Source organism: Verrucomicrobiales bacterium (genome assembly GCA_016793885.1).
In the GTDB taxonomy this organism is placed as follows: Bacteria; Verrucomicrobiota; Verrucomicrobiia; order Limisphaerales; family UBA11320; genus UBA11320.
In genome coordinates this window covers 1-22,221 of sequence record JAEUHE010000082.1, presented here as the reverse complement: position 1 = coordinate 22,221, position 22,221 = coordinate 1, and the positions used below count along the sequence as shown (strand labels likewise).

The window sequence follows — 22,221 nt, the reverse complement described above, 5'->3', positions numbered from 1 at the left end:
GTGACGTGGTGTGGAGAGGTGTTAATGAGTTGAACTTTGTGATGGTTTTGTTGGATTCCAGTTATCTCTACAGGCGGCCTTGTGTTTCCGTCAAGCATCACCACCCCAAGCCTAGCTTTTGGAGTTCCCGCTGGAGCATCTTCAAGTCCCACACCTCCACCACCCCGCCGGTGCTGGCGATATATAGATGGTCGCCCCGGTCATCGAATACAAACCGGCCAACCGGCTGATTGTTGGGACTCTCCAAGATCGCCAAGTGCTCCCACGATGGCAATGACCAGAGTGCGATTTTTCCGAATCCATGACCCGTCGCGACCCAGCGGCCGTCGCTCGTAAAGGCCGCGCGTGTGTGCTGCGGACTGACAGCCCGGGTATCGAGCGTGCGTGCCAGAGTCCAATCATCTGTTCGCCAGACCTCATACCGTTCGCGGCCCACCACTAACCACCGGCCGTCCGGGCTGAACGAAACGCAATGCCCGGGTGTGGGGTGGGACAGCACGCGGGTGCGATCTTGGATGCGCCAGACGCTTAAGCCCTCCTCGCCGGTGATGGCCAGCCACTGGCCGTCGTGGCTGAGGCTCACCCAGGACAAGGGACCGGTGGTGAAATCCTGAGGGACGGGCGATAGGGATCCAGGATTCTCCAGAAGACGAACCTGCTGCGCACTGCCCATTTCAACGGCTAGTCTGCGCCCAGAGCCATCCAGGACGACTTCATTGTGCCATCCGGCAGGTAGCAATTCCGTCCCACGCGGGTCTACCGACCCATCGGCAGCGAGGCTCCAACGCACGACGCCCGGCTCACCTGCTCCGTAGATCCATCGGCCGTCCGGAGCGAACGCAAACGCGTTCCAGAGGCCGCTGGCAAAGACCTGACGGTTGGGGGAGTGCTGCAAGTCCCAGAGTCGGGCATGCCGTGAATCCCCGACCGCCAGCCATCGTCCGCCTGGTGAAATCGCGATTCCCAGGGCGCTGCCATGCGAATCGGGCGCTACAAACGTCGAGAAGGCTCCCGGCCTCAGTATGAAGAACGTGTCCTTGTCATCTTGGGACAAGGGACCGAATACCCACGGGTCCGTGGCGGACCAGGACAGCAGCGGTACCCGGTCCGACTGCCAAGCCCGGCCGCCGCGAGCCACGGGCTGGCCGCCCACCGTCTCGAGGACGGTAATCAGCCGATCATCGCTGACGGTCGCCAGGTGCCGTCCGTCTTCACTGAACGCGACCTGCCACAAGTTGGCTCCGGTTCCGTGGAAAACATGTCGAGCATTGCCAGTGCGGGTCTCCCAAACGATGGTCGCCCCGCCGCGCTCGGCTGCGGCAAGGAGTTCGCCGTCGCGGCTCAGGGACATCGCCCAGATGCAGTTCGCCATGCCGGCTGACAGTTCGCGTTCGACCGACCCGTCGCTGCTCCGGTGAATGCGTACCGAATAAGGAAACATCGTGTCGTTCAGAGACGAGCTGGGGGCTATCGCGCACCGGGAACCATCGCCACTGAACCGCATTTTGACCGAGACGTTGGGGAAGCTGACACGGAAGCGTACCCGTTCGCTGGAGGTCTCGCGCACTTCTGCCGACACGACATCGGGCGATACGCGGGTCCAATAGGCTGCCAGCTTTCCATCCTCGCTCAGGTCCTCCGCGGTGCCCGGGAGTTCGGACACCAACCGGGCCTCCAGCCGGCTCAGATCCCAGAGTTGCCAGCGATCCTGATCTGGGAGTTGCGCCGCCAGCCAGCGACCGTTGCGGCTGATGCGGGTGGGGACTCCTTGGGCCTGGGTTGTCGAAACCACCGCTCCATCGCGTCCATGTGTTACCCGCCAGCCGGCGTTGCCAGGCGCGCGCCAGGCCAAAAATGTGTGCCCGGACGCCACGGCCGCCAGGGTGCAGTCCTTTGGCCCCGCGGGATGCGCATATTGGTGCATGGAGGGGAGAGCCAATGCCGCGATCGCTTCCGAACGCCTCTGCAGTCTCATCTCGGCGCCTTCGCCTGGGGCACCGGCAGCCAGCACGCGATCCAGCGCTTGCTGCCGAAATCGAGGCTGCCGGGCTCGACGCAGTCCTTCGGCTTCGGCGAGCTGGCTCTGGCGCAGGCTCGCCTCCGCCCGATCGCGGGAGGCGATGGCAACCCTTTCCGCTTCCCGGATGTGCATGACTGCCACCATGGATCCCACGGTGAGAACCACGACCAGTGCCACCACCACTGTCAATAGTCCGGCAACGGCTGGATGCCTAAGACACCAGTTCCAGATCCATTCCATCGCGCCAGCTTCACGAGCCCGCACGGTCTCGCCGCGAATGAAGCGTCCGAGGTCGATGGCGAACTCTCGAGCCGTCGCATAGCGATCTTCAGGCGAACGCGACATGGCCTTGTCGCAGATTGCCCGCAGGTCACCCGGGGGCAGAGGAACGAAGTCGGTCAAGGGGCGGGGTGGCTCATCGGACACCCGGCGTAGCAAAGCGGGGAGGTGATCGTCGCAGTGTGGAGGCCGGCCGCTGAGCAATTCGTAGAGAACCGCTCCGAGGCTGTAGATATCGCTGCTGGTGGTTGCGGTTCGTGCCCGCCCGGAAGCCAGCTCGGGTGCCAGGTAGTTGGGCGTGCCCAGAACCTGGTTGTGCAAGGTGAGCGCCAAGTCCTCGGGAGATTGGCCTTTGGCGAGTCCGAAGTCGGCCAGGTACGCCTGGCCGGTGGCATCAAAGAGGATGTTGGCCGGCTTAACATCGCGGTGGAGAATGCCGCGCTCGTGGGCGTGTGCCAGCGCTCCCGCCAATTTTGCGACCAGCTCCGCCACCGAGATCCACTGACCCACGAGCTCCGCTAGGCGTTCAGCGAGCGATCCGCCGGTCGCCAGTTTCATCGTGAACCAGGGGAGGCCATCCTGCTCGCCGACGGTGTATACCGGCAGGATGGCTGGATGCTCCAGGCAAGCGATCGCCTTCACCTCTCGACGAAAACGTTCGCTGACCTCTGGATGCTCCAACCAGCGTGGCAACAGGATCTTCAGGGCGACAGTTCGTGCCGGCTCCAGCTGCTCCGCCGCGTAGACAATCCCCATCCCCCCTCGGGCCAGTTCCTCGCCGACCACATGACCCGGGATGCGCAGAACTTCGCTATTGAAAGCCGTGGCGGCCTCGACGGCTGCCGTGAAGAAACAAGCCGGGCATACACCTTCGAATCGTCCCGTCGGGATAGGCTGGCGGCACTCTGGACAGAGTTGCGTCATGACTCTGCGGCCGGTTGAGGAACCTCCGCGCTGGGTGTCAAAATTTGGGTTCCGCTCGTGGCGACCTGTAAAGCGCGTCCGAGGTAGCGAATCTCATCGTCCAAGTCCTCTGGCGAGGAAACCGTGATCATGAGTTCCCTCCGGAGGGCTTCGCGGCAGCGGTTTCGCAGCCGGTGGATTTCTGCGCGGGCGGAAGCTTCGCTGATGCCCATGGCCTCGGCCGCAGCTGACATCGAAGGAACCGTCGAACTGCCCGGAAGAAAACCCTTCCACAGGGTCCAGGCGGGCTCCCCTCGCTTCGCAACGAACTCGCGCCCCACGGCGTCAATTGCCCGCTGCATGGTCGTCATCGCCCACTCACGGTCCAGCAGTTCGCTAAGCGGGCTCGGTGTCGAGGCCAGGCCGTCCGTGTTCTCCTCCAGCGACAGATCCTCCGACTCTCCGCCTCGTTTGTCCGCCGTGGCCCGCTTCTGTTCGTCTCTCAGGAAACGCCAGAGAACCGTTAGGAGAAACGTGCGGAATCGCCCACGGCTGCGGTTCACTTTACGGAGCGTCGAATTCTCCAGAAGGTATAGGAAGAAGGACTGGGTGCGGTCTCGCGCACCCTCGGGATTCGTCCCGCGGCTGCAGATCACCGTAAAGACCGGCTGCCAATACCTACGGCACAGCTCGTCCATAGCCTGACGAGCAGACTGGTCGCCATGAGCCGTGGCCAGCGCGAGGGCTGACCACTCCGTTTCAGGAAATGCCATGACAGCAAGATATCGAGGGTCAACGGGTTTCCAACCAGTATTTATTATCCGAAAGTGGGGTTGCCAACCGATCCGATTTAGGCCTACAGAAAGCTGCCCTGCGTCCCCGACCGGGTGCGCTGCAGGCCCAGTTTCTGGTAACTGAGGTCGGTGGCGACACGTCCTTGGGGAGTGCGATTGAGATAGCCTTCCATAATGAGATAAGGCTCATGCACCTCCTCCAGCGTATCCGACTCCTCCCCCACTGCCACGGCCAGCGAGTTGACCCCCACCGGGCCTCCTCCGAACTTCACGATGATGGTCTCAAGAATGCGCTTGTCCATCTCATCGAGCCCGTTTTCGTCGATCTCGAGGATGGCCAGCGCCCGGTCGGCGGTGTCGTGGGTCACTCGTCCATCGCCTCGGACCTGTGCGTAATCGCGCACGCGACGGAGCAGGTTGTTGGCAATTCGGGGAGTGCCTCGGCTGCGACGCGCAATCTCCATGGCTCCGGATTCTTCCATTTCCACGTTGAGCAGCCGAGCCGCACGAACGACGATCTTTTGCAGCTGATCGGCTTGATAGTAATCCAAGCGCTCGCGCACCGGGAAGCGGGTGAGCAGGGGGGAGCTCAGCAACCCGCTGCGGGTGGTCGCGCCGATCAGGGTGAAACGGGGCAGGTTGAGGCGGACGCTTCGTGCGTTGGGACCCTGGTCAATGATGATGTCGAGTTTGAAGTCCTCCATCGCGGGATAGAGATACTCCTCGATGGTCTTTTGGAGGCGATGGATCTCATCGATAAACAAGACATCACCCTCTTCCAAATTGGTCAGTAGCCCGGCCAGGTCGCCGGCCTTCTCAATCGTCGGTCCGCTGGTGGACTTGAGGCTGCCACCCATGGCCTTCGCCAGGATGTTGGCGATGGTGGTCTTGCCGAGTCCAGGCGGCCCGCTGAGCAGAATGTGGTCGAGAGGGTCTCCTCGGCGCTTCGCGGCCTCGACGGCGATCTCCAGTCGTTCCTTGACTTTGGCTTGCCCGGTGAAGTCGGTGAATAACGAAGGGCGCAGCGTGACCTCCAGGGCGGGGTCGGGCTTCGTCAGAACGTCACTGATAATTCGGTCAGGCACGGGCCCAGCATGCGCAGGCTTTCCCGAAAACTCAAAGTGAAACGATCGCGGACCGTGACCCTAGAGCATGCCCTCCCCACGGTGAACTGGGATATCCCAATTTTTGCCCGCGGATCACACAGAACACACGGATGAGACCCTGAAACGAGGGCGCTGGAATGGCTGCCCCTTTCCTAGTTTCTTTCCCATTCCGTGTGGTTCTCGTGATCCGTGGGCAATCAATCGGCTTTTCCGCCGCGCTGCTTGTTTACTCCGCGGTTCCGCGGACGACCATGACGGGGCGGCGGGTCTGTTTCATGACGGCTTGGGCCACCGAACCAAACAAGGCCTGACTCAGGCCGGACTTGCCATGGCTACTCAGGCAGATGACGTCGGCTCCGAAGCGTTCCGCGGCTTGATGGATCGCCAAGGCAGGCTCACTGCTGGCGACCAGCTCTATTTCCGTCAAAATGCCCCGACCGGCGGATGCCTCAGGAATGAGTGTCCGGATAGTCGCCGCGATATCCTTAGTGGCCGCATCGCAGAGTTGGGATTCCGGATCTTTGCCCGGACTGGGTGGCATCGCATGCACGATCTGCACCGTGCCTCCGCGCTCGAGCAGGCTATAGGCATAGGCCACTGCCCGGTTTCCCAGCTCCGAGAGATCGGTGGACACGAGCACACGATCGAGCTTGGGGATGGAGCGTCCCGTGCTGCTGCGGGGACGGGTGGGGACGATGGCTACATTCATCGGAGCGTGATGCAGGATGCCTCGTGAAACCGATCCCAGTCGTAACCGGCTCAGTCCTTGCCTCTGATGGCTTCCTACCACCAGCAAATCAATCTTCTCGTCGTGCGCCAGCTCGAGCAAGTGATGGTCCGTGCGGCCCCAGCCTGGAATCACGCGGAGTGTCACGGGCAGATCTCCAAAGACCTCGCTGACCCGCTCTCCGAGGTCGCGCTCGAGCACCTGTCGGACCAAGGGTGGGTTCTCGGTTAAGGACATCGAACCGCTCAGTCCTAACCGCTCGGCTTCTTCCGGCGGCCAGTTTACATGAGCAGCGATGACGGTGCATTTCGCCAATTCGGAGAGTTCCTTGACCCATTGCAGCGCGGTGAGGCTGCTTTCGGAGAAGTCGATGGCTACCATGACTCGGAGGGTCGTTTGTCCTCCGGCCCAGTTCAGCAGATCGGCTGAACGTCGGACGACGAGCGTGGGAACTGCCGCGGTCTCGGCCGTCCGCTCAGCGACGCTGCCGACCAGTAATCGGCTCGGGGCGATCTGCCCGAGTGAAGAAACCACGACCAAGCTCGCCTGTTCGCGTTCCGCCAAGGTGGTTAAGGCGCGCGCGGCCGAACCAACAACGATTTCATCCACCAATTCGCAACCCGTTGGTTGCAAACGGACGCGCTCTTGGTCGAGCCGTTCGCGTCCCCGCTGGCTCAGGGTTTGCAGAATATCGGGATACGAGCTGCTCAGGCCCGAGTCGTCAATCGCGTGCACCAAAAAGAGGCGCGAGCCAATTCTTTTGGCGAGCGCGGCTGCGACCTGAGTAGCCTCGGCAGCTTGAATGGAGAAATCGGTCCCGCAGAGAATGGTTGGTTTGCCAATGGGGTTCATGCTCATCGTAAGGGTAACAGGTTTATTCGTCCCCCCGTCGAGCTAAAATCGTCGTACTCCCGGCGGGTTCGTCTTTGTCTTTGTCTTTGTCTTCTCGTAACCGTAATCGTAATCGGTGGTAGGTGTCAGTGGTCAGTGGTCAGTGGTCAGTGGTCAGAACTCGTCACTCGTCACTCATCACTCATCACTCATCACTCAATTATCCGCTTTTTTGCCCTTATGGTAAATTACCCAGAATACCAAACCAACCATGCCTGCCCCTCCGACCACGTTGCCGAGGGTCACGGGGATGAGGTTCTGAAGGAATCCGTTTAGGTTCAGAGTTTCCATGCCTGGGCCGGAAGAGGACGGGTCGCGGAGGAGGATTCCGAGGGGAATGAAGTACATGTTGGCGATGCAATGCTCAAACCCGGCGGCGACGAAGGCCGTGACGGGGAGCACGATGGCCAGGATCTTGTCGGTAACATTCCGCCCGGCCATAGCGATCCAAACGGCCAGGCAGACCAGCAGATTACACAGCATTCCTTTGAAAAAGGCTTCGGCGAAGGGCATGGCAGTTTTCGTAGCCGCGATGAGCACTGCGGTCTTGCCTACCGCTCCGTGGTTCAGGTTGGCATGATTCGAAAGCTGGACCAACCAGGCTAGGCCTGCTGCTCCGGCCAGGTTAGCCGCGTAAACGATCCCCAGGTTCCGTAGGAGATGAGCGGTAGAGATGCGTCGGGAGACCCAGGACATCACGAGAAGGTTATTCCCGGTAAAAAGCTCCGCTCCGGCCAGCACCACGAGGATGAGTCCCAGCGAGAACATCAAGCCACCCAGAAGTCGCTGGGCGGCAAAGCTCAAAGCCGGGTCACTCACCACCAGGGTGAAGCCGAGCGCCCCGAGCCCGATAAAACCCCCAGCGAGAACCCCGAGGGCCGTCATCGATAGCCAGGGCAGGTGCGCCTTGGCGACTCCGACGTTTTCCACACGTTCGGCAATCTCACGGGGCGAGTAGCAGTCGGATCCAAAAAGTTCAGCCATGATGCGTCTCCGTTTAAGCCTGGGGTGAACGGATCCTTTCCGCCTCCCGTCCGTTGTTGAGCTCCTACCCAATCTTGATGCAACCCTTGTCCACCCCTTGCCAACAACCGTGCAGCCTCCATGTTAGCCAGGTCTCATCTTGATTGCAGGCTGATGTTCGGCTGTGTGCGCGAACACCCCTTGAGTGAAACGGCTCAACGAAAGGCTGATGCTTATGAACGATAATATTACGGATATGAACACGGATCGTGTGATCGCAGACCTCAAGCGGATCGTCCGCGACTCTGAAGCTTTGCTGCGTGACTCAGCCGATGTGCTGGACGACAAGGGTCGCGAGGTTCGGGAACGACTGACGGAGGCGATCGACGCCGCCAAGGTGACGTGCCGACGATTGGAGGAGCGTGCCCTGGAAGGGGTGCGGGCGACCGACCGAGTGATCCGGGAGCACCCGTATCAATCGATCGGGATTGCGGCCGCTGTGGGGATTTTGATCGGCGTGCTCGTGGCGCGAAAGTGATGTCATGAGCGAGTCCGACTCAACAGCGCCAGGAATCATTGCCTCCCTGAGGCGGGTTCTCGACAGCTCCCTCGAAATCGCCAGCGACCGGATCGAGTTGTTTGGAGTGGAGCTGCGTGAGGAGCAGTATCGCTTGGTAGAAGCGATACTGTTGGCGGCAACGCTGGTGGCGGTAGGCATGCTCACGATGACGCTGCTGACCTTGTTGGTGGTGATTTACTTTTGGGAGACTGCCCGCATTCCTGCGGTGGTCATTCTGATGGTAATCTACATCGGCGCAGGGGTGATGATCTGGCGGCGGCTCAGTTACCGACTCAAATCAGCGACTCCGTTCTCCGGAACCCTCAGCGAATTGAAAAAGGATCGCGAATGTTTGGGAATCAAGGACTAGAGGAACTCCGGCGTCGCAAGCAGGAGCTGATTGCGACGGGCGCTCAGAAGCGGGCTCGGCTGGCCAGAGAGTGTCGCCAGCTGGAGCCGGCATTGTCGTGGGTGGACACGCTTTCCCGACTGGCCCGCCAAGCCGCCCCGGTTTTCTCCGCAGCGGCCCCGTTGATTGGCGGCTGGTGGGCAAAATCCCACCTGGGCGGAGGATTGGTTACGAAACTCAGGCAGGCTACGGGCTTGTTCCGCGGGATCCGCTCCTTCTACCGAGGGTTCATGCGAAAGTGAGTTGAGGTGTAGCGGAAGGACACGGACGGATGTGTTGAACCGCTATGGTCGCAAAGGACGCGATGTCCGAGAGCAGAAGGGGCGTTCTGCTTGGGAATACTGGTGCCTCCTGACTTTACACCGCAGAGACGGGAAGGGCGCAGAGGTTTCTGGAATGGACCAATTCTCTGATGATAGCCGCAAGGACTCTCGGTCTCTGCTCTCCCCATACTACTCACCTGCACCTAGTCTTCTCGGCGCTCTTCCCGTCTCTGCGGTGCAAAGTAGGGTCTGCTCTGTCTCCGAGGAGCCTGCGGCCCTCGCGACTCCAAGCCTTGAGACCATTCCCACGACAGACCTAACCCAACAACAGGGATCGCCCATTACGGTTTTTTTGTAGTGAGAATCATAGTGTGCGGAGTTGGAGAAAGTGCTTTATGAACATCTCGATTGCACCCAAACTGGAAGACAAGATTCTCGAGGGGATATTGATGAACTGGACCTCGAGCCTATGATGACTCACAACCTGGTTCTTCATTCGCCACGCCGGTGCCTGGGGGGCCTGTTTGGCTTAGCACTTAATCTGCTCTGCGCAGGAAACTCGTCGGCGCAAGGTTACGTGGGCTATCAGAATGCTTTGGGCCTCGCAGATCGACCCATTTACGGTGTTGATCCTGCGGCTCCTCACCTCGAGGTGCATGGGAATGATCGATCCCTCTACACCAATCGTTCGCCCCTGAACGGTGCATCCTATTACGCCGAGTTGTGGTATTCGCCCGAGAGATTTGCTGGGCCTGAGTCTCTAACCCCTGTTCCAGGTTCTCTTGTTACCTTTCGACACTCTGGCCTGTTCAACGGGATTTCCCGGCTGACTATTCCTGACACCTTTGGTGGTGATAGGGTGACGTTTCAAATGAGAGCTTGGGACAACCGAAATGGTAGACTCTCAAGTTGGGAGCAGGTAATTGGAGATCCTACAATTCCACGCGGTGTATCTAACCTCATCTTCGATTGGGAACTTGATGGGGTTGATGCGAATGGTGGTTTTCATTTGGGCTCCGGAATCATAGGAATCGGGATGGAGTCTTTTGCACTCTCTGTCGTGCCGGAACCATCCGGTTTGGTTCTGGCTGGGTTTTTGGGGCTCGCGTTCTTGTTGTGTAAGCCCAACTCAGGGTGGATCTGCCCCACAGCTCGATGATAGCTTGCTCAACCCGTGAAAACTTTAGTGCTCTTCATCTTCACGATTCTGCTGCACACTTCGTGGGGCGTTCTTGGTCAAGGGTCGTTGACCTACTCCAATGTTCGCATGAGTCGAGAAGCCTTTGTTTTCCAGCCTCACCCCGATGCCCCCGATAAGCAGATCGTGAGCAGCTCGGTATCGGATTTCGCAGGCAGCCAGATCGTAACAGGGGATGGTTTTTACGCGGAACTTTGGTGGGCTCCTCGGGCAGTGGCAGAGGAGACGGATCTTTCGCCTCATGAGCTTACTAAAGTGACGTTCAGAGCTGATGGTCGGATTAACGGAAGAGCTAAGCTGGACTTCCCTGATACCTATGGAGGTGATTTTATTACCATGCAATTACGTGTCTGGGACAATAGAGGTGGCACTGTGGAGTCTTGGGCGGAAGCACTGGCAGACCCAGGGATTCCCAGGGGAAAGTCAAACCTGATCACTTCCTGGGAGCTGTCAGGTGTGGATGCTCTTGGTCAACCCCATCTGGGGAACGGCAGCCTGGGCTATGGACTCAAGATGTTTAATCTTTTCCTAATACCGGAACCTAACTGCGCCACGTTGCTTTGGATGGGTCTTGCATCGATGGGGCTTCTGGGAGCGATGGGGAGTCGGAGCTCAAAAGGCTGTCGTACCATGTCATCTGCTGGTAACGTTGGGAACGTCCGAGGACGGACCTCTCGACAATTGTAGCGTGGGCCGTGTCGGCCCATAGGGCGGGGAGGCGTCCGAGGACGGACGTCGCTACATTAGACATCGTAGAAGCATCGAGATTGGGCACTTCGCTTCGGGTTCTTCTTCGCGTGGTTCGCGTGGTTAGCGGGACTCCAAATCCACGCTTGCCCATCCCTTACGTCATACACTCGATCTCGATCACCTCGCCGCAGCCGCATCGCACCGTGATCCCAACCACTCGGTCGCCCTCCTTTTTGAGCTCGATGGACGCTTCGCCGCGTGGGTGGTGATGCGCCGCGTGAGCGTGCGCGCCAGGGGAGGCAGGAGCTGGAGCAGACGAATGGTCGGCCGGCGGCAGAACTTTGGGGACGAATGCCTTTTGGACCTTAGGCAGGCTGTTCGCGGTCAAGGGAACGAAAGGAGATTTCATGAGCCGCGAATTTTGAGCATGACGGTTACCCGGCGATTGGTCTCATCCTGAGGAGTGATACCAGCCAACGGTTCGGTATCGGCAAAACCCGCGACTTTGCGAATCTGAGTGTTCTTGACGCCATGCTGGGTCAGAACCTCCCGGCTGGCGTTGGCACGATCCGCCGACAGGCGCCAAGGGTCGGCGTTGTTCTCAGTCGAAGAACCCTTCTTTTCCGTATGCCCCTCGAGTTCGATGTTGAAGCTGGTGTAGCGCGAGATATCCCACGCCAGGGTGCTAAAAATCCATTTGCCGTAATCCGTGAAACTGTCGCTGTCGCCCTTGAAGACCGGCTTGGTGCCGCGGTCAAACACACTAATGCGCAATCCTTCAGGGGACATCTCGAGCTTGACCACTTCTTCCTCAGGATTGGAATCTTGGTCTTGGAGCTGTTTGGACAAGTCCTGCATCAGGCGGCGGAGCATGGTGAGCTCCACGGCCGACGCCGAATCGAAGTTCCCACTTTCGGAACGAACCGCCTGGGTTTCCTTGCTGGGAATGATGCCGACCGATTCCTTGGTGAGGGAGGCGAAGGGATTTCGGAAGGCGCGCTCCACGGATTCCTTGATCTTTTGGTCCTGCGAGACCAGCCAGAGCACCAGGAATAGCGCCATCATCGCAGTGACGAAGTCTGCGTAAGCTACTTTCCATGATCCACCAGCGCCAGCCATAGGGTGTCAGTCCGAATCAACCTTTGGGAGCCGTGTTCAAGTTCTTCATCATCGCTTCCAGTTCGTCGGCCGTCGGCTTTACCGAATGACCCAAACCGCGGCGGGCCACTTCCACCGCCATGATGGGAGCCATGCCGTTGGCGAAGCTGACGACGGAGAGGGCGATGCACTTGGTGTAAGCATGGTGCTCCTCGGCCATAATCTCCATATTCGTCGCCAGCGGATTGAGGAAGCCGTAGGATACAAGAATCCCCAAGAACGTCCCGACCAGCGCGGCGGCGACGTGATGTCCGATCGCTTCGGGCGGGCCGCCGATCGAGGCCATCGTGATGATAATGCCCAACACGGCCGCGACGATCCCGAATCCGGGCATCGCGTCCGCTGTTTTGGTCAAGACAGCGATAGGAATGTGATCCTCGTGGCCAGCCTTGTCGATTTCGGCGTCGAGCAGGGACTTCAGCTGATCCGGCTTGATCTTCCCGTCGATGATGGGTTTGAGGCCGCCGACCAAGAACTCGACGGCATGATGATTCTTAACGAACGAGGGGTACTTGCTCAGGATGCTGGAGGACTCCGGCTTCATCACATGTTCTTCCAGGGCGATCATGCCGTTCCGTCGGCCGAGCATGAATAGCTCATAGAGCAGCTTCAGCAGGTCTTCGTAAGCTGCCTTTCCGTAAGGGGATCCCTTGAGGCATCCGAGCGCCATCTTGAACATGGAGATCAGCACATCCTTGGGGGCCATGATGACCATGGCGCCGAAGGCGGCACCGCAGATCACCACGACTTCGGAAGTCTGCCACAGGGATCCGGGACTGCCGCCGGCCATCAGGAACCCCCCGATGACCGAGCCAATCACGATGATACTGCCGATGATGACAAACATGTGCGAACGTGACCGAAATTGTCAGACACCAAGACTCGGCCGGAGCGAACCGGCCGAGCTGAAATCAGGCCGCCATCTGCTCCAGCTTGCGTTGGTCGAGCTTGTTGATGGCTGAGCGGATCGAGAGGATGGCCTTGGCGTGGATCTGGCAGATCCGCGACTCGGTGAGCCCGAAGACTTCGGCGATTTCGCGCAGGCGCAGATCTTCAAAGTAGTAGAGGGCGAGTACTTTCCGTTGCATATCCGGGAGCGTTTCCAGGCGCTTGGCGATGAGCCGCGCGAGCTCCCGACGCGAGACATCCTCGCCCGGCTCCTCCTGGCGGGGATCCGCGATGGTCTCGTTCTGTCCCGTTCCGTCGTCCACATCGTAGTGGGTGGCCGCATCCAGGCTGACGAACGTTGCGGGGCGAATTTCCTCCAGCAGTTGATAGTATTCTTGGAGATTGATCTTGAGTCCCTCGGCCATCTCCGCGTCGGTGGGCAGTCGTCCGTTTTTTTGCTCGAGCTGACGCATGACCCCCTCCACCTCGCGAGCCTTGACGTGCACGGAGCGGGGAACCCAATCCATGCGGCGCAATTCATCGAGCACGGAACCGCGGATGCGCAAGCGGGCATAGCCTTCGAAAACGGTGCCCATTTTGGGATCGAACTGGCGGACCGCATTTAGCAATCCGACCATTCCGGCGCTATAGAGATCCTCGATGTCCACGTGGGGCGGGAGCGTCATGGCCAGCCGGCCAACCACGGTCTTGACCAGGGGCAAGTACTGCTGGATCAATTCATTTTCAACCGAGCGATCGGCGCCGGGTTTGCGATACCGCTGCCAGAGGCTGGCTTGGATCGCGCGGGGTTCGGTCAGGGCCACAGGTTCTTGAGGTTGGGTGGATGGAGATTTCATGGTTTATGCGTGGCGGCATTCGGTCGTTCCGTCGCGACGGTCCCTTCGGCGGCGGCTTTTTGCTCGGCTTTGAGTCGGGCTTCCAACCAGCGTTGGCGGTTTGCCTCCTGCAAACTTCTCAGCCATTGATGGCTCCACCAGCGGAGCAGCCATCCGGTGATCAGCGCGGCCACACAGGCCCGCCCCAAAATCCCCGGCCAGTATCCTTCCTGACTCAGTCCGATACCTAAGCTCACAGTGAACCCGATTAGGCCTCCGAGAATCATCATGAGCTTCATACCTTTGCGGCACGGTGGGATGTCTAGCAGGTGATTTGCCAACTCTGTGGCAATCACCGGTTAGGCACCGATTTAGGGTCGATGACCGCCTAACCATCGGTCATTCAACAGATCGGGTGTGGCTTCGAGGAATTCGCCGGGAATATTGGGCCCGGCACTCAGGAAACGCAGTGGAAGTGGCGTTTCCAGCACCAGATTCCAGAGTTTAGCCCATCGGTTTTCCTCGTCTAAGTGGGTCACCATCAGTCCGGTGATGGGAAGGGAAGAAAATGCCCTGGCCTGGGAAAGAAGGACCGAGACCTCATAGGCACCGTTGAGGACCAAATGGACATCTGCGCCGGTAAATTTGTCCAATGCCCGGCGCAATTCGCCTATGGCAGGACGATCCCGCCAGTCGACACCGGGTACATCGACCAGACGCCATTCCTCTGAAGTGGAATTTGAGAGCCCGGCGACGGTGCGCTCCACCGGAACTCCGAGGATCTCGGCATGAACGTCGAGCGTCTCGGCGGTATTGGCCGTCACGCCGTCGATTCGGAAGACCCGTACTGGATTGCCCTCGGTGAGCGCCAGCTTGGTCAGCCATTTGCAGAGCAGTGTGGTTTTTCCAGCTCCCGCCGCCCCGATCAAAATTTGTGGACGCTTGCGCATGATCGGGCCGGAAACTGTCCAGAGCTGGCGCAGGGTCTCCTTGAGCACCACGATCTCCTCGGGAAGGCTCCGCGGGGGTTCGCTTCCGTGCCGCGTTTCGATATCGTCCAGCAGCCGTTGGGCGGTGATTGGACTCAGCCCGGCCGTGCCGAGCAGGCTTGAGATTCGCCAGCGACTTTTTCGAAGTCCTGGAACCGGCCAGACCCGCTCGCCTTGACTGGCTGGAGTGTACGAATCCAGGTGGGAGTCGGCGGATGACCTTCCCGATCCCGGCATGGCAGGTTGGCTGGGCAGGGGCGCAGCCATCGCGGGCGGGGGGATGAAACCGGAAGTGGGTGCCTTTGCGTGGAACAACCCCGGTGGGCACGCGAGCACCTCGATGTGCGGCTTGCGCCAGAGGCGCGCCAATCCGTGGACTGGGAGCTGACGGACATTGAGAACCACGGCCTCGGGCCCCATCTCCGCTTGAATCCTGGCGAAGGCCTCCGCAGCGGTGCGTGCAACAAAGGGAATGATTTCCATGCGATTCCTGGAGTGAGGTGGTGGCGACGGGGTTGGTTTAGGCGGCTTGAGCAGTTTCGGCGAGAGCCGGCACCACGGCGGTGTTCAGCACGTCAACCTTGGAGGGGACTTCCGCGTAGGAGACCACTGCCAGGTCGGAGAAGGTCGCTTCAAAGAAGCGACGGAAAGCGAGACGAATGCTTGGCGCGCAGAGAACGACGGGAGGGTATCCGGCCGCGAGCAATTGCTGAAGCTGTCGGGACAGCGATTCGACGATGTGCTTGGCCAGTCTTGGCTCGAGCGCCAGAGTGATCTCATTGGGGGTATGTCGGACGAACTGAGCGATTTGTTGTTCCAAACGCGGGTCCAGGGTGATGGCGCGCATCCGATTGGGCTCTATTTGGTAGGGGCGAGTGATCTGGGCACCCAGCACTCGACGAGCCTGCTCGGACAGTTCGTCAGGGTTCTTGGTCACGGAGGCGTAGTCGCTGACCTTTTCGAGGATGCCGGCCAGGTTGCGGATGGAGATGCCTTCGGCCAGGAGGTTTTGCAGGATCCGCTGAACCTGGCCTACATTCATCTGGGCCGGGATCAACTCGTTGACAACCGTGGCATGGGTCTGTTTGAGGTTGTCGAGGAGGACCTGCACATCCTGGCGACTGAGAATCTCGTGGCAATGGCGTTTGAGCGCCTCGGAGAGATGCGTCACCAGCACCGAGGCCGCATCGACGATGGAATATCCAGCAAGTTCGGCCGTTTTTCGTTCACCTTCCGTGATCCAGGTGGCGGGCAGCTGAAACACCGGTTCCACGGTGGGAACTCCCTTGAGCGAGACCTTGCTTTGGGTGGCATTCATGGCCAGGAGGTAGCCGGGCATCAGCTCTCCTTTGGCGATGATCATTCCCTTCAGGATGAATCGGTATTCGTTCGACGCCAGTTGCAGATTGTCCCGCAGGCGGATGGGCGGGATGATCACACCCATCTCTTGGGCGAAGGTGCGTCTGACACCCGTGACGCGCTCGAGCAAATCCCCCCGCTTGCGGACATCGGCCAAACTGACGAGCGCGTATCCCAGCTCAATTTGGAATGAATCGAGTTGCAGCAGCGTTTCCAACTTTTCTCCACTGCCGCCCGGCTTGGGAACCGGGGAGCCGGCCGCGCCAGGTTCCGCTGTGCCTGGTGCCCCGGCAGATTTGCTGGCGGGCGACTTGGGGTCGTCCTGACCGGCGGCCGCAGGGATCGCTTGCAGCAGCGGGCCCCAGCGCTGCATGGCGTAGCTAAGGGATCCGGTGATGACGGCTAGGACTAGGAACGGGAACGTCGGCAGGCCGGGCACCAGCGACAGCAGGCCTAGCATGGTGCTGAGAATCACCAATGCTCGAGGTGAGAAGAGGAGTTGAGTTCCTAGCTCGTGGCCGAGATCCGTCTTGGCAGCCGCTCGGGTGACCAGGATGGCGGCGGCGGTCGAAGTAATCAGCGCCGGCACCTGTGACACCAGACCGTCGCCAATCGACAAGAGGGTGTATTGCTTCAGCGCCTCCGCCAGCGGCAGGTCGCGTTGGGCGACGCCCACGGCAAAACCGCCGATCAAATTCACCAGCGTGATCAGGATCGCCGCGATGGCATCGCCGCGAACGAACTTGCTGGCACCGTCCATTGCCCCATAGAAGTCAGCTTCTTGTTCGACCCGACGTCGGCGTCGGCGCGCTTCGCCTTCATCGATCAAACCGGCGTTCAGTTCGGCGTCGATAGCCATTTGTTTGCCGGGCAACGCATCCAACGTGAAGCGTGCTGCCACTTCAGCGATACGGCCGGCGCCCTTGGTGATGACGACGAAATTGATCAGGACCAGGATGATAAACACCACCAATCCCACCACGAAGTTGCCACCCACGGCAAAATTGCCGAAAGCTTCGATGATGTGTCCGGCGAAGCCATCGAGGAGAATCAGACGCGTTGACGCGACGTTTAAGCCCAGGCGGAACAGGGTGGTAATCAGCAGCAGCGTCGGGAATGCCGTAAAATCCGAGGGCTCTCGCAAGTAGAGAATGACCAAGACGGTCAAGAGGGATAGCGCGATGCTTACCGCCAACAGCAGGTCTAACACTATGGATGGCACCGGGAACACCAGGAGCATCAGGGTGCCGAACAGTCCGACAATGAACCAGAGGTCGGCCTGGCGGAGAAGACGAACGATGCTTGAGTTAGTGGCGGCCATGTTATGGTTGCGGACGGTTCTGCTCGGCGAAATAGCGATAACGGTTCACCCGGTAGACATAGGCGAGCAGTTCCGCCACGGCGGCGTAGAATTGAGCAGGAATTTCGCCACCCACCTTCGCGTGCCGAAACAACATCCGCGCCAAGGGCTTGTTTTCGATGATCGGGACCTGATGCTGTTTAGCTATCTCTCGAATTTTCAACGCGTTGAGGCGTGACCCCTTCGCGATGACCATAGGGGCCTTCATCGTTTTGCGGTCATAGCGCAGAGCGACCGCCAAGTGGGTGGGGTTGGTGACCACCAAATCAGCCTTGGGCACATCCAAGAGCATCTGGCGTTGGCTCACCTTTTGGCGACGTTTCCGTTGGGCGGCTTTGACTTGCGGGTTACCTTCACTGCTCTTCTGCTCCTCTTCGAACTCCTGCCGTGTCATCATCATGTCCTGACGGTGTTTCCAGAGTTGGTAGCCGTAGTCCACTGACGCGATGAAGGACAGGGCAACACTTACCCGGAGGATGATGCTGAAGGCAGTTTCTCCAAGGAACTCGGCAATTCTTGCCGTTGTGACCGCGGTGGAGAAGATTGGGTCGGCGATGATTTTGTTGATCTGCCCGTAGGTCAGGCATCCGATCACACTGAGCTTCACGATGGCGATCAGGGTGGGGACGGCTGCCTGGGTGGAGAACATGCGTGAAAACCCGTTCATGGGGTTAACTCGTTCCCAATCGAAACGAAGCACTTCAGAAAAGGTCTGAAACCGACTTTGCAAACCTCCGGCCAGGAGTCCTCCGCCGATGATGGCGAGAAGCAGCGAGGCGATCGAACTTAGGAAATAAAGCCCCGCTGAGAATAAGTCCTTTTGCAGTCCTTCTTGGGTGAGCGGGAAATCGTGGAGGTGATTGAGCATTCCCGTCATCGAAAACATCATCCCCCGCCACAGTTCATGGCCGCCGAAGAGCGCGCCCAAGAGACATGCCAGCAGGACCACTGCGGTTTGAACCTCAGCACTCAGCGGGATTTGGCCTCGTCGTTGAGCCTCCTCAACGCGCCGCTGCGTTGGTTCATATATTTTCTCTCCCTCTTGGTCGGCCATAGCAGCGATGGATTAGGAGGGGGCGAGCAATTTAGCCACACGCAACAAGTCCTCTGGCAGCCTCCGCAGGTAGTTGGCCGCGTGCTGGGCGGTGAGATTCAGGGTGAAGCCGAAAACCAGCAATCCGGCTAGCAACTTGAAGCTGAAGCTTTCGGCGAACACGTTGACGGTCGGCACCGCCCGGCTGATGACGGAAAAGGTGAGGGTGATCAGAAAGGAGGTGGCCAGCACGGGAGCCGCCATAATCAGCCCTGATTCGAATACCCCGGATGTGCGGCGGAGCACGTCGTAGTAGAGCGGCATGGAGAGCTGTGCGCCGTGGATGGGCAGTACATCGAAGCTGCGTTGAAAGGCGCCCAGCATCCAGTGATGAAGATCCAGGGTGAAGATCAGCATCGCCCCGAGGAAGTAGGTGATCGTGCCAAAAATCTCCGCCCGACCGTCGGACATCGGCGAGAATGTCGAAACGATATTCAGGCCAATCTCGATGCCAATGATGCTCGCGCAGAGTTCCATCGCATGAAAGGTCATGCGAGAGACGAATCCTAGGAGGAGCCCCGTTCCGATTTCCTTGAGCATCAGCAGAGCGAGTCCAAACAGCTGGACATCGGGAGGCGCCGGTTGGAGGGCACCGGGAGTGACGATCAGACTGACCATCGCTGAGAGTGCGATGCGCAGGCGAACAGGGAACTGGGGCGAGGACAGCACCGGGAAAAGAAACAGCATCGCGGAGCAGCGAAAAAACACCATCAGCCCGGTAAAGAGTTCATTCGCCGCGCCAGTCATGGGTAAGGGGTCACGTCGTTGGGTGTTGGCTAGCTTACTGAACCATTTGAGGAATGCGTTCGAACATGGACTGAGTGAACTCCAGCATCGATCGGGTTAGCCAGGGCAGGAGAGCTACCAATAAGGCCATGATGCCCACGACCTTTGGAACAAAGGAGAGGGTCTGTTCGTGAATCGAGGTCACCGCTTGAAAGAGGCTGACTGCCAGCCCGATGATCATCGCGGCCATCAGGACGGGCGCAGCCAGGGTGGCTGCTTGCAGCATCGTATTCTTGAGAAGATCAACTGCATATTCCGGGTTCATAGGTCAATTCGGTCAGTCACGTGAAGGACGGTATAGCGAGATTCGGGCCAACGCTGCCGGGGGCGGTGGTTTTTGCCTAGGGCCGGTTCTCAAGCGAGGAGGATCAGGGGGGCGACGGGCAATGGACCGCGGTGGCACGACACCGCTGTTCCTGCACGCCACCTGATCCCCTCCCGCGCGCCTCTTGGCGAAGGGCACCCCCCTAGCCACTCCGTCGCGCGCAGGAAAAGCGGAGACGTGTCTCCGCAGTCATAGGGGTGGCACGCCTTTCAGGTGCAGCGGAAGGGGGGATCGTTGACCGGGGATCTTCGCTGCGCTGCGATCGCCGGCTAATCTCTGTGAACCCTGCCGGGTTCGGGACCTGTCCCCCATCTTCTTCGTAATCGTTCCCTTCCCCCCAAAAAAAAGTGAAAGAACCGGAAAAGGCGGCGCGTAGACCCCCTAGCAACGCGATGGAAGTTCCACCCAAAGCGAAGCGACGCTGACTATTATGAAAAGCCTGAAGAACTTTCTGACTGCGGACGGAATGAAGAGCGCGGCGATGGCCGCGGTGCTGGGTGGGGTCGTGACGATGGGAGCGACGGAAGCCCACGCGGATGTGAACATCATGAGGCGGTGGGCGAACACCACGCCGGTGATCAACGGGGTGGTAAGCCCCGGAGAATGGGCCACCGCCCAGTCGACCCCCTTGGCGCACGGCAAGCTCATGACCATGAACAATGGTCAGTATCTGTATGTGCTGATCGATGTGGTGGATGACACCGTGAATAACCCGCCCGCCGGTGGCGGAGCCAACACCGGAGACTGGTTCCGGCTGGCGTTTGATATCGATTTGAACCGCGCGGTGACCCCGAACGTGGATCTGGACTACAGCTCGTGCAATGATGGCAAAGAGTTCGTAAAGTCGATGAGGCTCAGCCTCAACTCCTCGACGGGTTGCATGGCTACGGACCCCAACTCCCTGGGCAAAGTCGGGTTTGGGCCGACCTTGAACTCGGCGGTGCCGCATCGGTTCTGGGAACTGCGCCTGGATCTCAATGAGATCGGAGCCCATCCGGCCACCTGGAGCTGGCTGCCGATGCTCACCCCGCACGTTCGATTTAACGTGACCACCCGATCGGAAGCTCCGGCGTTCAACACCCATCAGCCGTCGAACACCCTGATGCCCGACCTGTCGAACCTCTTCAACCTGTCCTTGGCCACGAGCCCGGCGTATCCCGGTGGATCGGGCCCGGTGTTCATGGGAGTGGGATTGGTGCCGGCCACGTTTATCAGCGGGGACGGGTATGCGAACATCAATCAGCCTGGCTATTACTACGCGACTAACGCCCCGTTCGGGAGCGATCTGCGGGTGTTCGGCCGGTGGAGCACGCTGCGCTACAACTTCGGAGCCGCCCGGTATCGGATCCTGGCCTCGAAGGATGGGGGAGCGTTCACCCGATTGCGCCAGAGCTGGAGCAACTACAAGTGGAATGGGTCGAGCTGGGTGGTGCAGGCCATTGGACCTGATGCCCAGGACGCGTATCCGATCCCGACGGCGATGGAGCTGTGGTATAACCCCAACCAGATCCTGGGTTGGCACACCCCGTCGTTTGCGGATGGGACGTATCGGTTGAAGCTGGAGCTGCTCAATGCGGTGGGCGGTGTGTTGCCGAGTCCGGCTGGTAACCTGTTGACCTTGAAGGTGGTAAACACGGCCCCCGAAGTAAAGATCAACAACATTCAGTATAACGGTCAGGACATCTGCGAGTGCGGGATCGTGACGCAGGGAAGCGCCCCGCGCGGGTTTACGTTTGATGTGACGGTGAAGGATGACAACGGCGCGTTGAACGGGTTCTGGCTGGCGGGCAACTATGGACACGGGCACAGCACGGGAACGATCTACTCGGATACCTACACCAGCGGGGGATCGAGCCTGGGAGTGCCGTTCTTTGTGAACCACATCAATGCGGATGGAGCGCGGAAGTGGAATGGGGTGACGACGTTGGAAGTGCCGTTGGCGAGCCGAGAATGGCGAGCGAGCAAGTCCTGCGCGTATAGTTTCGTGCTGGCGGCCAGCAGCCGGGTGCAGAACGGGTATAGCCTGGTGTTCCCGCATACGCAGGACTTCAACAACCTGACGATCCTGTTGGGAAGTGGGGAAGGGAGCACGGAGTGCCCTGACGACCGGATCATCATCAAGCCGATTATCGATCCGCTGATCCCGATCAAGCCGATCATTGACCCGATCATCATCAAACCCGGAGTGAACCTGCCGACGGACATCCTGGTTCGGTAAGAGGCAGAGGGAGAGAACAGCTGACGAAACTTCTGAAAGAAAGACACGACGATGAAAACGACCCGAAACATAACGAAAGCGGTGGTGTTGATGAGCCTGGTGACGGTGGGAGTAATGGTGGTAGTGATGAAGGGGAAGGTGGAGTTGAGCCCCGCGGGGGAGGGGAGGAGCCAGGGTCAGGAGGCGGCCGCGGTGGAGGTGTTGAAGGAAGGGAAAGGGTCGGTGTCAAAGGTGAAGGCGCCGGAGGGCTTGGGGGTAGTGGCGGTGGAGGAGGTGCCGGCGGCGGTGGAGAACCCGAGCTCGGAGGCGGTGGTGGTGGCGCAGTTGAGAGCCGATGAGGTGGAGATGGCGTATCAACTGGGGCAGGACATCACGGAGTTGACCCCGGAAGGGCGTGCGCGGCTGAA

The 22,221-nt window shown here is 59.6% G+C and carries 20 protein-coding genes and 1 pseudogene; 6 read left to right on the top strand and 15 right to left on the bottom strand.

Translation table 11 applies throughout. The features are described 5' to 3' along the window. Positions 1-97: 97 nt before the first annotated feature. The 5 genes from JNN07_09975 to JNN07_09955 form a co-directional block, all read right to left on the bottom strand. Positions 98-3,223 (bottom strand): protein kinase, encoded by a 3,126-nt coding sequence (locus tag JNN07_09975; protein MBL9168056.1) that lies wholly within the window; start codon positions 3,221-3,223, stop codon positions 98-100. Then, positions 3,220-3,975, bottom strand: a complete 756-nt coding sequence (locus JNN07_09970) for a sigma-70 family RNA polymerase sigma factor (GenBank protein ID MBL9168055.1) — start codon at positions 3,973-3,975, stop codon at positions 3,220-3,222. The genes JNN07_09975 and JNN07_09970 overlap by 4 nt, the downstream gene beginning before the upstream one ends. A gap of 83 nt (positions 3,976-4,058) precedes the next feature. After that, complete coding sequence (gene ruvB / locus JNN07_09965; GenBank protein ID MBL9168054.1) at positions 4,059-5,081, bottom strand: Holliday junction branch migration DNA helicase RuvB; 1,023 nt, start codon at positions 5,079-5,081, stop codon at positions 4,059-4,061. A 247-nt stretch (positions 5,082-5,328) separates the two neighbouring features. Further along, positions 5,329-6,687, bottom strand: a complete 1,359-nt coding sequence (locus JNN07_09960; GenBank protein ID MBL9168053.1) for a universal stress protein — start codon at positions 6,685-6,687, stop codon at positions 5,329-5,331. Between the two features lie 189 nt (positions 6,688-6,876). Continuing rightward, on the bottom strand, positions 6,877-7,704 hold the full coding sequence (locus JNN07_09955) for a formate/nitrite transporter family protein (GenBank protein ID MBL9168052.1): 828 nt from the start codon (positions 7,702-7,704) through the stop codon (positions 6,877-6,879). Between the two features lie 214 nt (positions 7,705-7,918). Between JNN07_09955 and JNN07_09950 the strand changes: the two genes are divergently transcribed. The 4 genes from JNN07_09950 (at position 7,919) to JNN07_09935 (ending at position 10,799) form a co-directional block, all read left to right on the top strand. Next, positions 7,919-8,221 carry a DUF883 family protein gene (locus JNN07_09950; GenBank protein MBL9168051.1) on the top strand — a complete coding sequence of 101 codons (303 nt, stop codon included), beginning with the start codon at positions 7,919-7,921 and terminating at the stop codon, positions 8,219-8,221. Positions 8,222-8,225: 4 nt separating this feature from the next. Then, positions 8,226-8,612: a phage holin family protein gene (locus JNN07_09945; protein MBL9168050.1), complete on the top strand. Its 387-nt coding sequence runs from the start codon at positions 8,226-8,228 to the stop codon at positions 8,610-8,612. Further along, complete coding sequence (locus JNN07_09940) at positions 8,591-8,893, top strand: hypothetical protein (protein ID MBL9168049.1); 303 nt, start codon at positions 8,591-8,593, stop codon at positions 8,891-8,893. Before JNN07_09945 ends, JNN07_09940 begins: the two co-directional genes overlap by 22 nt. A gap of 1,195 nt (positions 8,894-10,088) precedes the next feature. Then, positions 10,089-10,799, top strand: coding sequence for a hypothetical protein (locus tag JNN07_09935; protein ID MBL9168048.1), 711 nt, complete (start codon positions 10,089-10,091; stop codon positions 10,797-10,799). Between the two features lie 157 nt (positions 10,800-10,956). On the opposite strand, the gene JNN07_09930 is transcribed toward JNN07_09935, so the two are convergent. The 10 genes and pseudogenes from JNN07_09930 to fliQ all read right to left on the bottom strand — a co-directional run bounded on the left by JNN07_09930 (position 10,957) and on the right by fliQ (position 19,536). Further along, a complete protein-coding gene (locus tag JNN07_09930) occupies positions 10,957-11,211 on the bottom strand; it encodes a hypothetical protein (protein ID MBL9168047.1) in 255 nt (84 codons plus the stop codon). Further along, on the bottom strand, positions 11,208-11,921 hold the full coding sequence (locus tag JNN07_09925) for a flagellar motor protein MotB (GenBank protein MBL9168046.1): 714 nt from the start codon (positions 11,919-11,921) through the stop codon (positions 11,208-11,210). Before JNN07_09925 ends, JNN07_09930 begins: the two co-directional genes overlap by 4 nt. Positions 11,922-11,937: 16 nt before the next feature. After that, positions 11,938-12,807, bottom strand: a complete 870-nt coding sequence (gene motA, locus JNN07_09920; protein ID MBL9168045.1) for a flagellar motor stator protein MotA — start codon at positions 12,805-12,807, stop codon at positions 11,938-11,940. 64 nt (positions 12,808-12,871) lie between these two features. Next, a complete protein-coding gene (locus tag JNN07_09915) occupies positions 12,872-13,705 on the bottom strand; it encodes a FliA/WhiG family RNA polymerase sigma factor (protein MBL9168044.1) in 834 nt (277 codons plus the stop codon). Further along, complete coding sequence (locus JNN07_09910; protein MBL9168043.1) at positions 13,702-13,974, bottom strand: hypothetical protein; 273 nt, start codon at positions 13,972-13,974, stop codon at positions 13,702-13,704. The genes JNN07_09915 and JNN07_09910 overlap by 4 nt, the downstream gene beginning before the upstream one ends. A gap of 81 nt (positions 13,975-14,055) precedes the next feature. Continuing rightward, positions 14,056-15,156, bottom strand: coding sequence for a hypothetical protein (locus tag JNN07_09905; protein MBL9168042.1), 1,101 nt, complete (start codon positions 15,154-15,156; stop codon positions 14,056-14,058). A gap of 37 nt (positions 15,157-15,193) precedes the next feature. Then, positions 15,194-17,353 carry a flagellar biosynthesis protein FlhA gene (gene flhA / locus JNN07_09900; protein MBL9168041.1) on the bottom strand — a complete coding sequence of 720 codons (2,160 nt, stop codon included), beginning with the start codon at positions 17,351-17,353 and terminating at the stop codon, positions 15,194-15,196. Position 17,354: 1 nt separating this feature from the next. Further along, entirely contained in the window at positions 17,355-18,446 is a 1,092-nt protein-coding gene (locus JNN07_09895) for an EscU/YscU/HrcU family type III secretion system export apparatus switch protein (GenBank protein MBL9168040.1), read from the bottom strand. Between the two features lie 12 nt (positions 18,447-18,458). Beyond that, entirely contained in the window at positions 18,459-19,232 is a 774-nt protein-coding gene (locus JNN07_09890) for a flagellar biosynthetic protein FliR (GenBank protein MBL9168039.1), read from the bottom strand. A 34-nt stretch (positions 19,233-19,266) separates the two neighbouring features. Then, a pseudogene (gene fliQ / locus JNN07_09885) lies at positions 19,267-19,536 on the bottom strand (flagellar biosynthesis protein FliQ). Positions 19,537-20,026: 490 nt separating this feature from the next. Here fliQ and JNN07_09880 point away from each other — a divergent pair. Together JNN07_09880 and JNN07_09875 are read left to right on the top strand one after the other, a co-directional pair. After that, positions 20,027-21,814, top strand: coding sequence for a hypothetical protein (locus tag JNN07_09880; protein ID MBL9168038.1), 1,788 nt, complete (start codon positions 20,027-20,029; stop codon positions 21,812-21,814). Positions 21,815-21,865: 51 nt separating this feature from the next. Then, on the top strand, positions 21,866-22,221 hold a 356-nt coding region (locus JNN07_09875), incomplete at its 3' end, for a hypothetical protein (GenBank protein ID MBL9168037.1).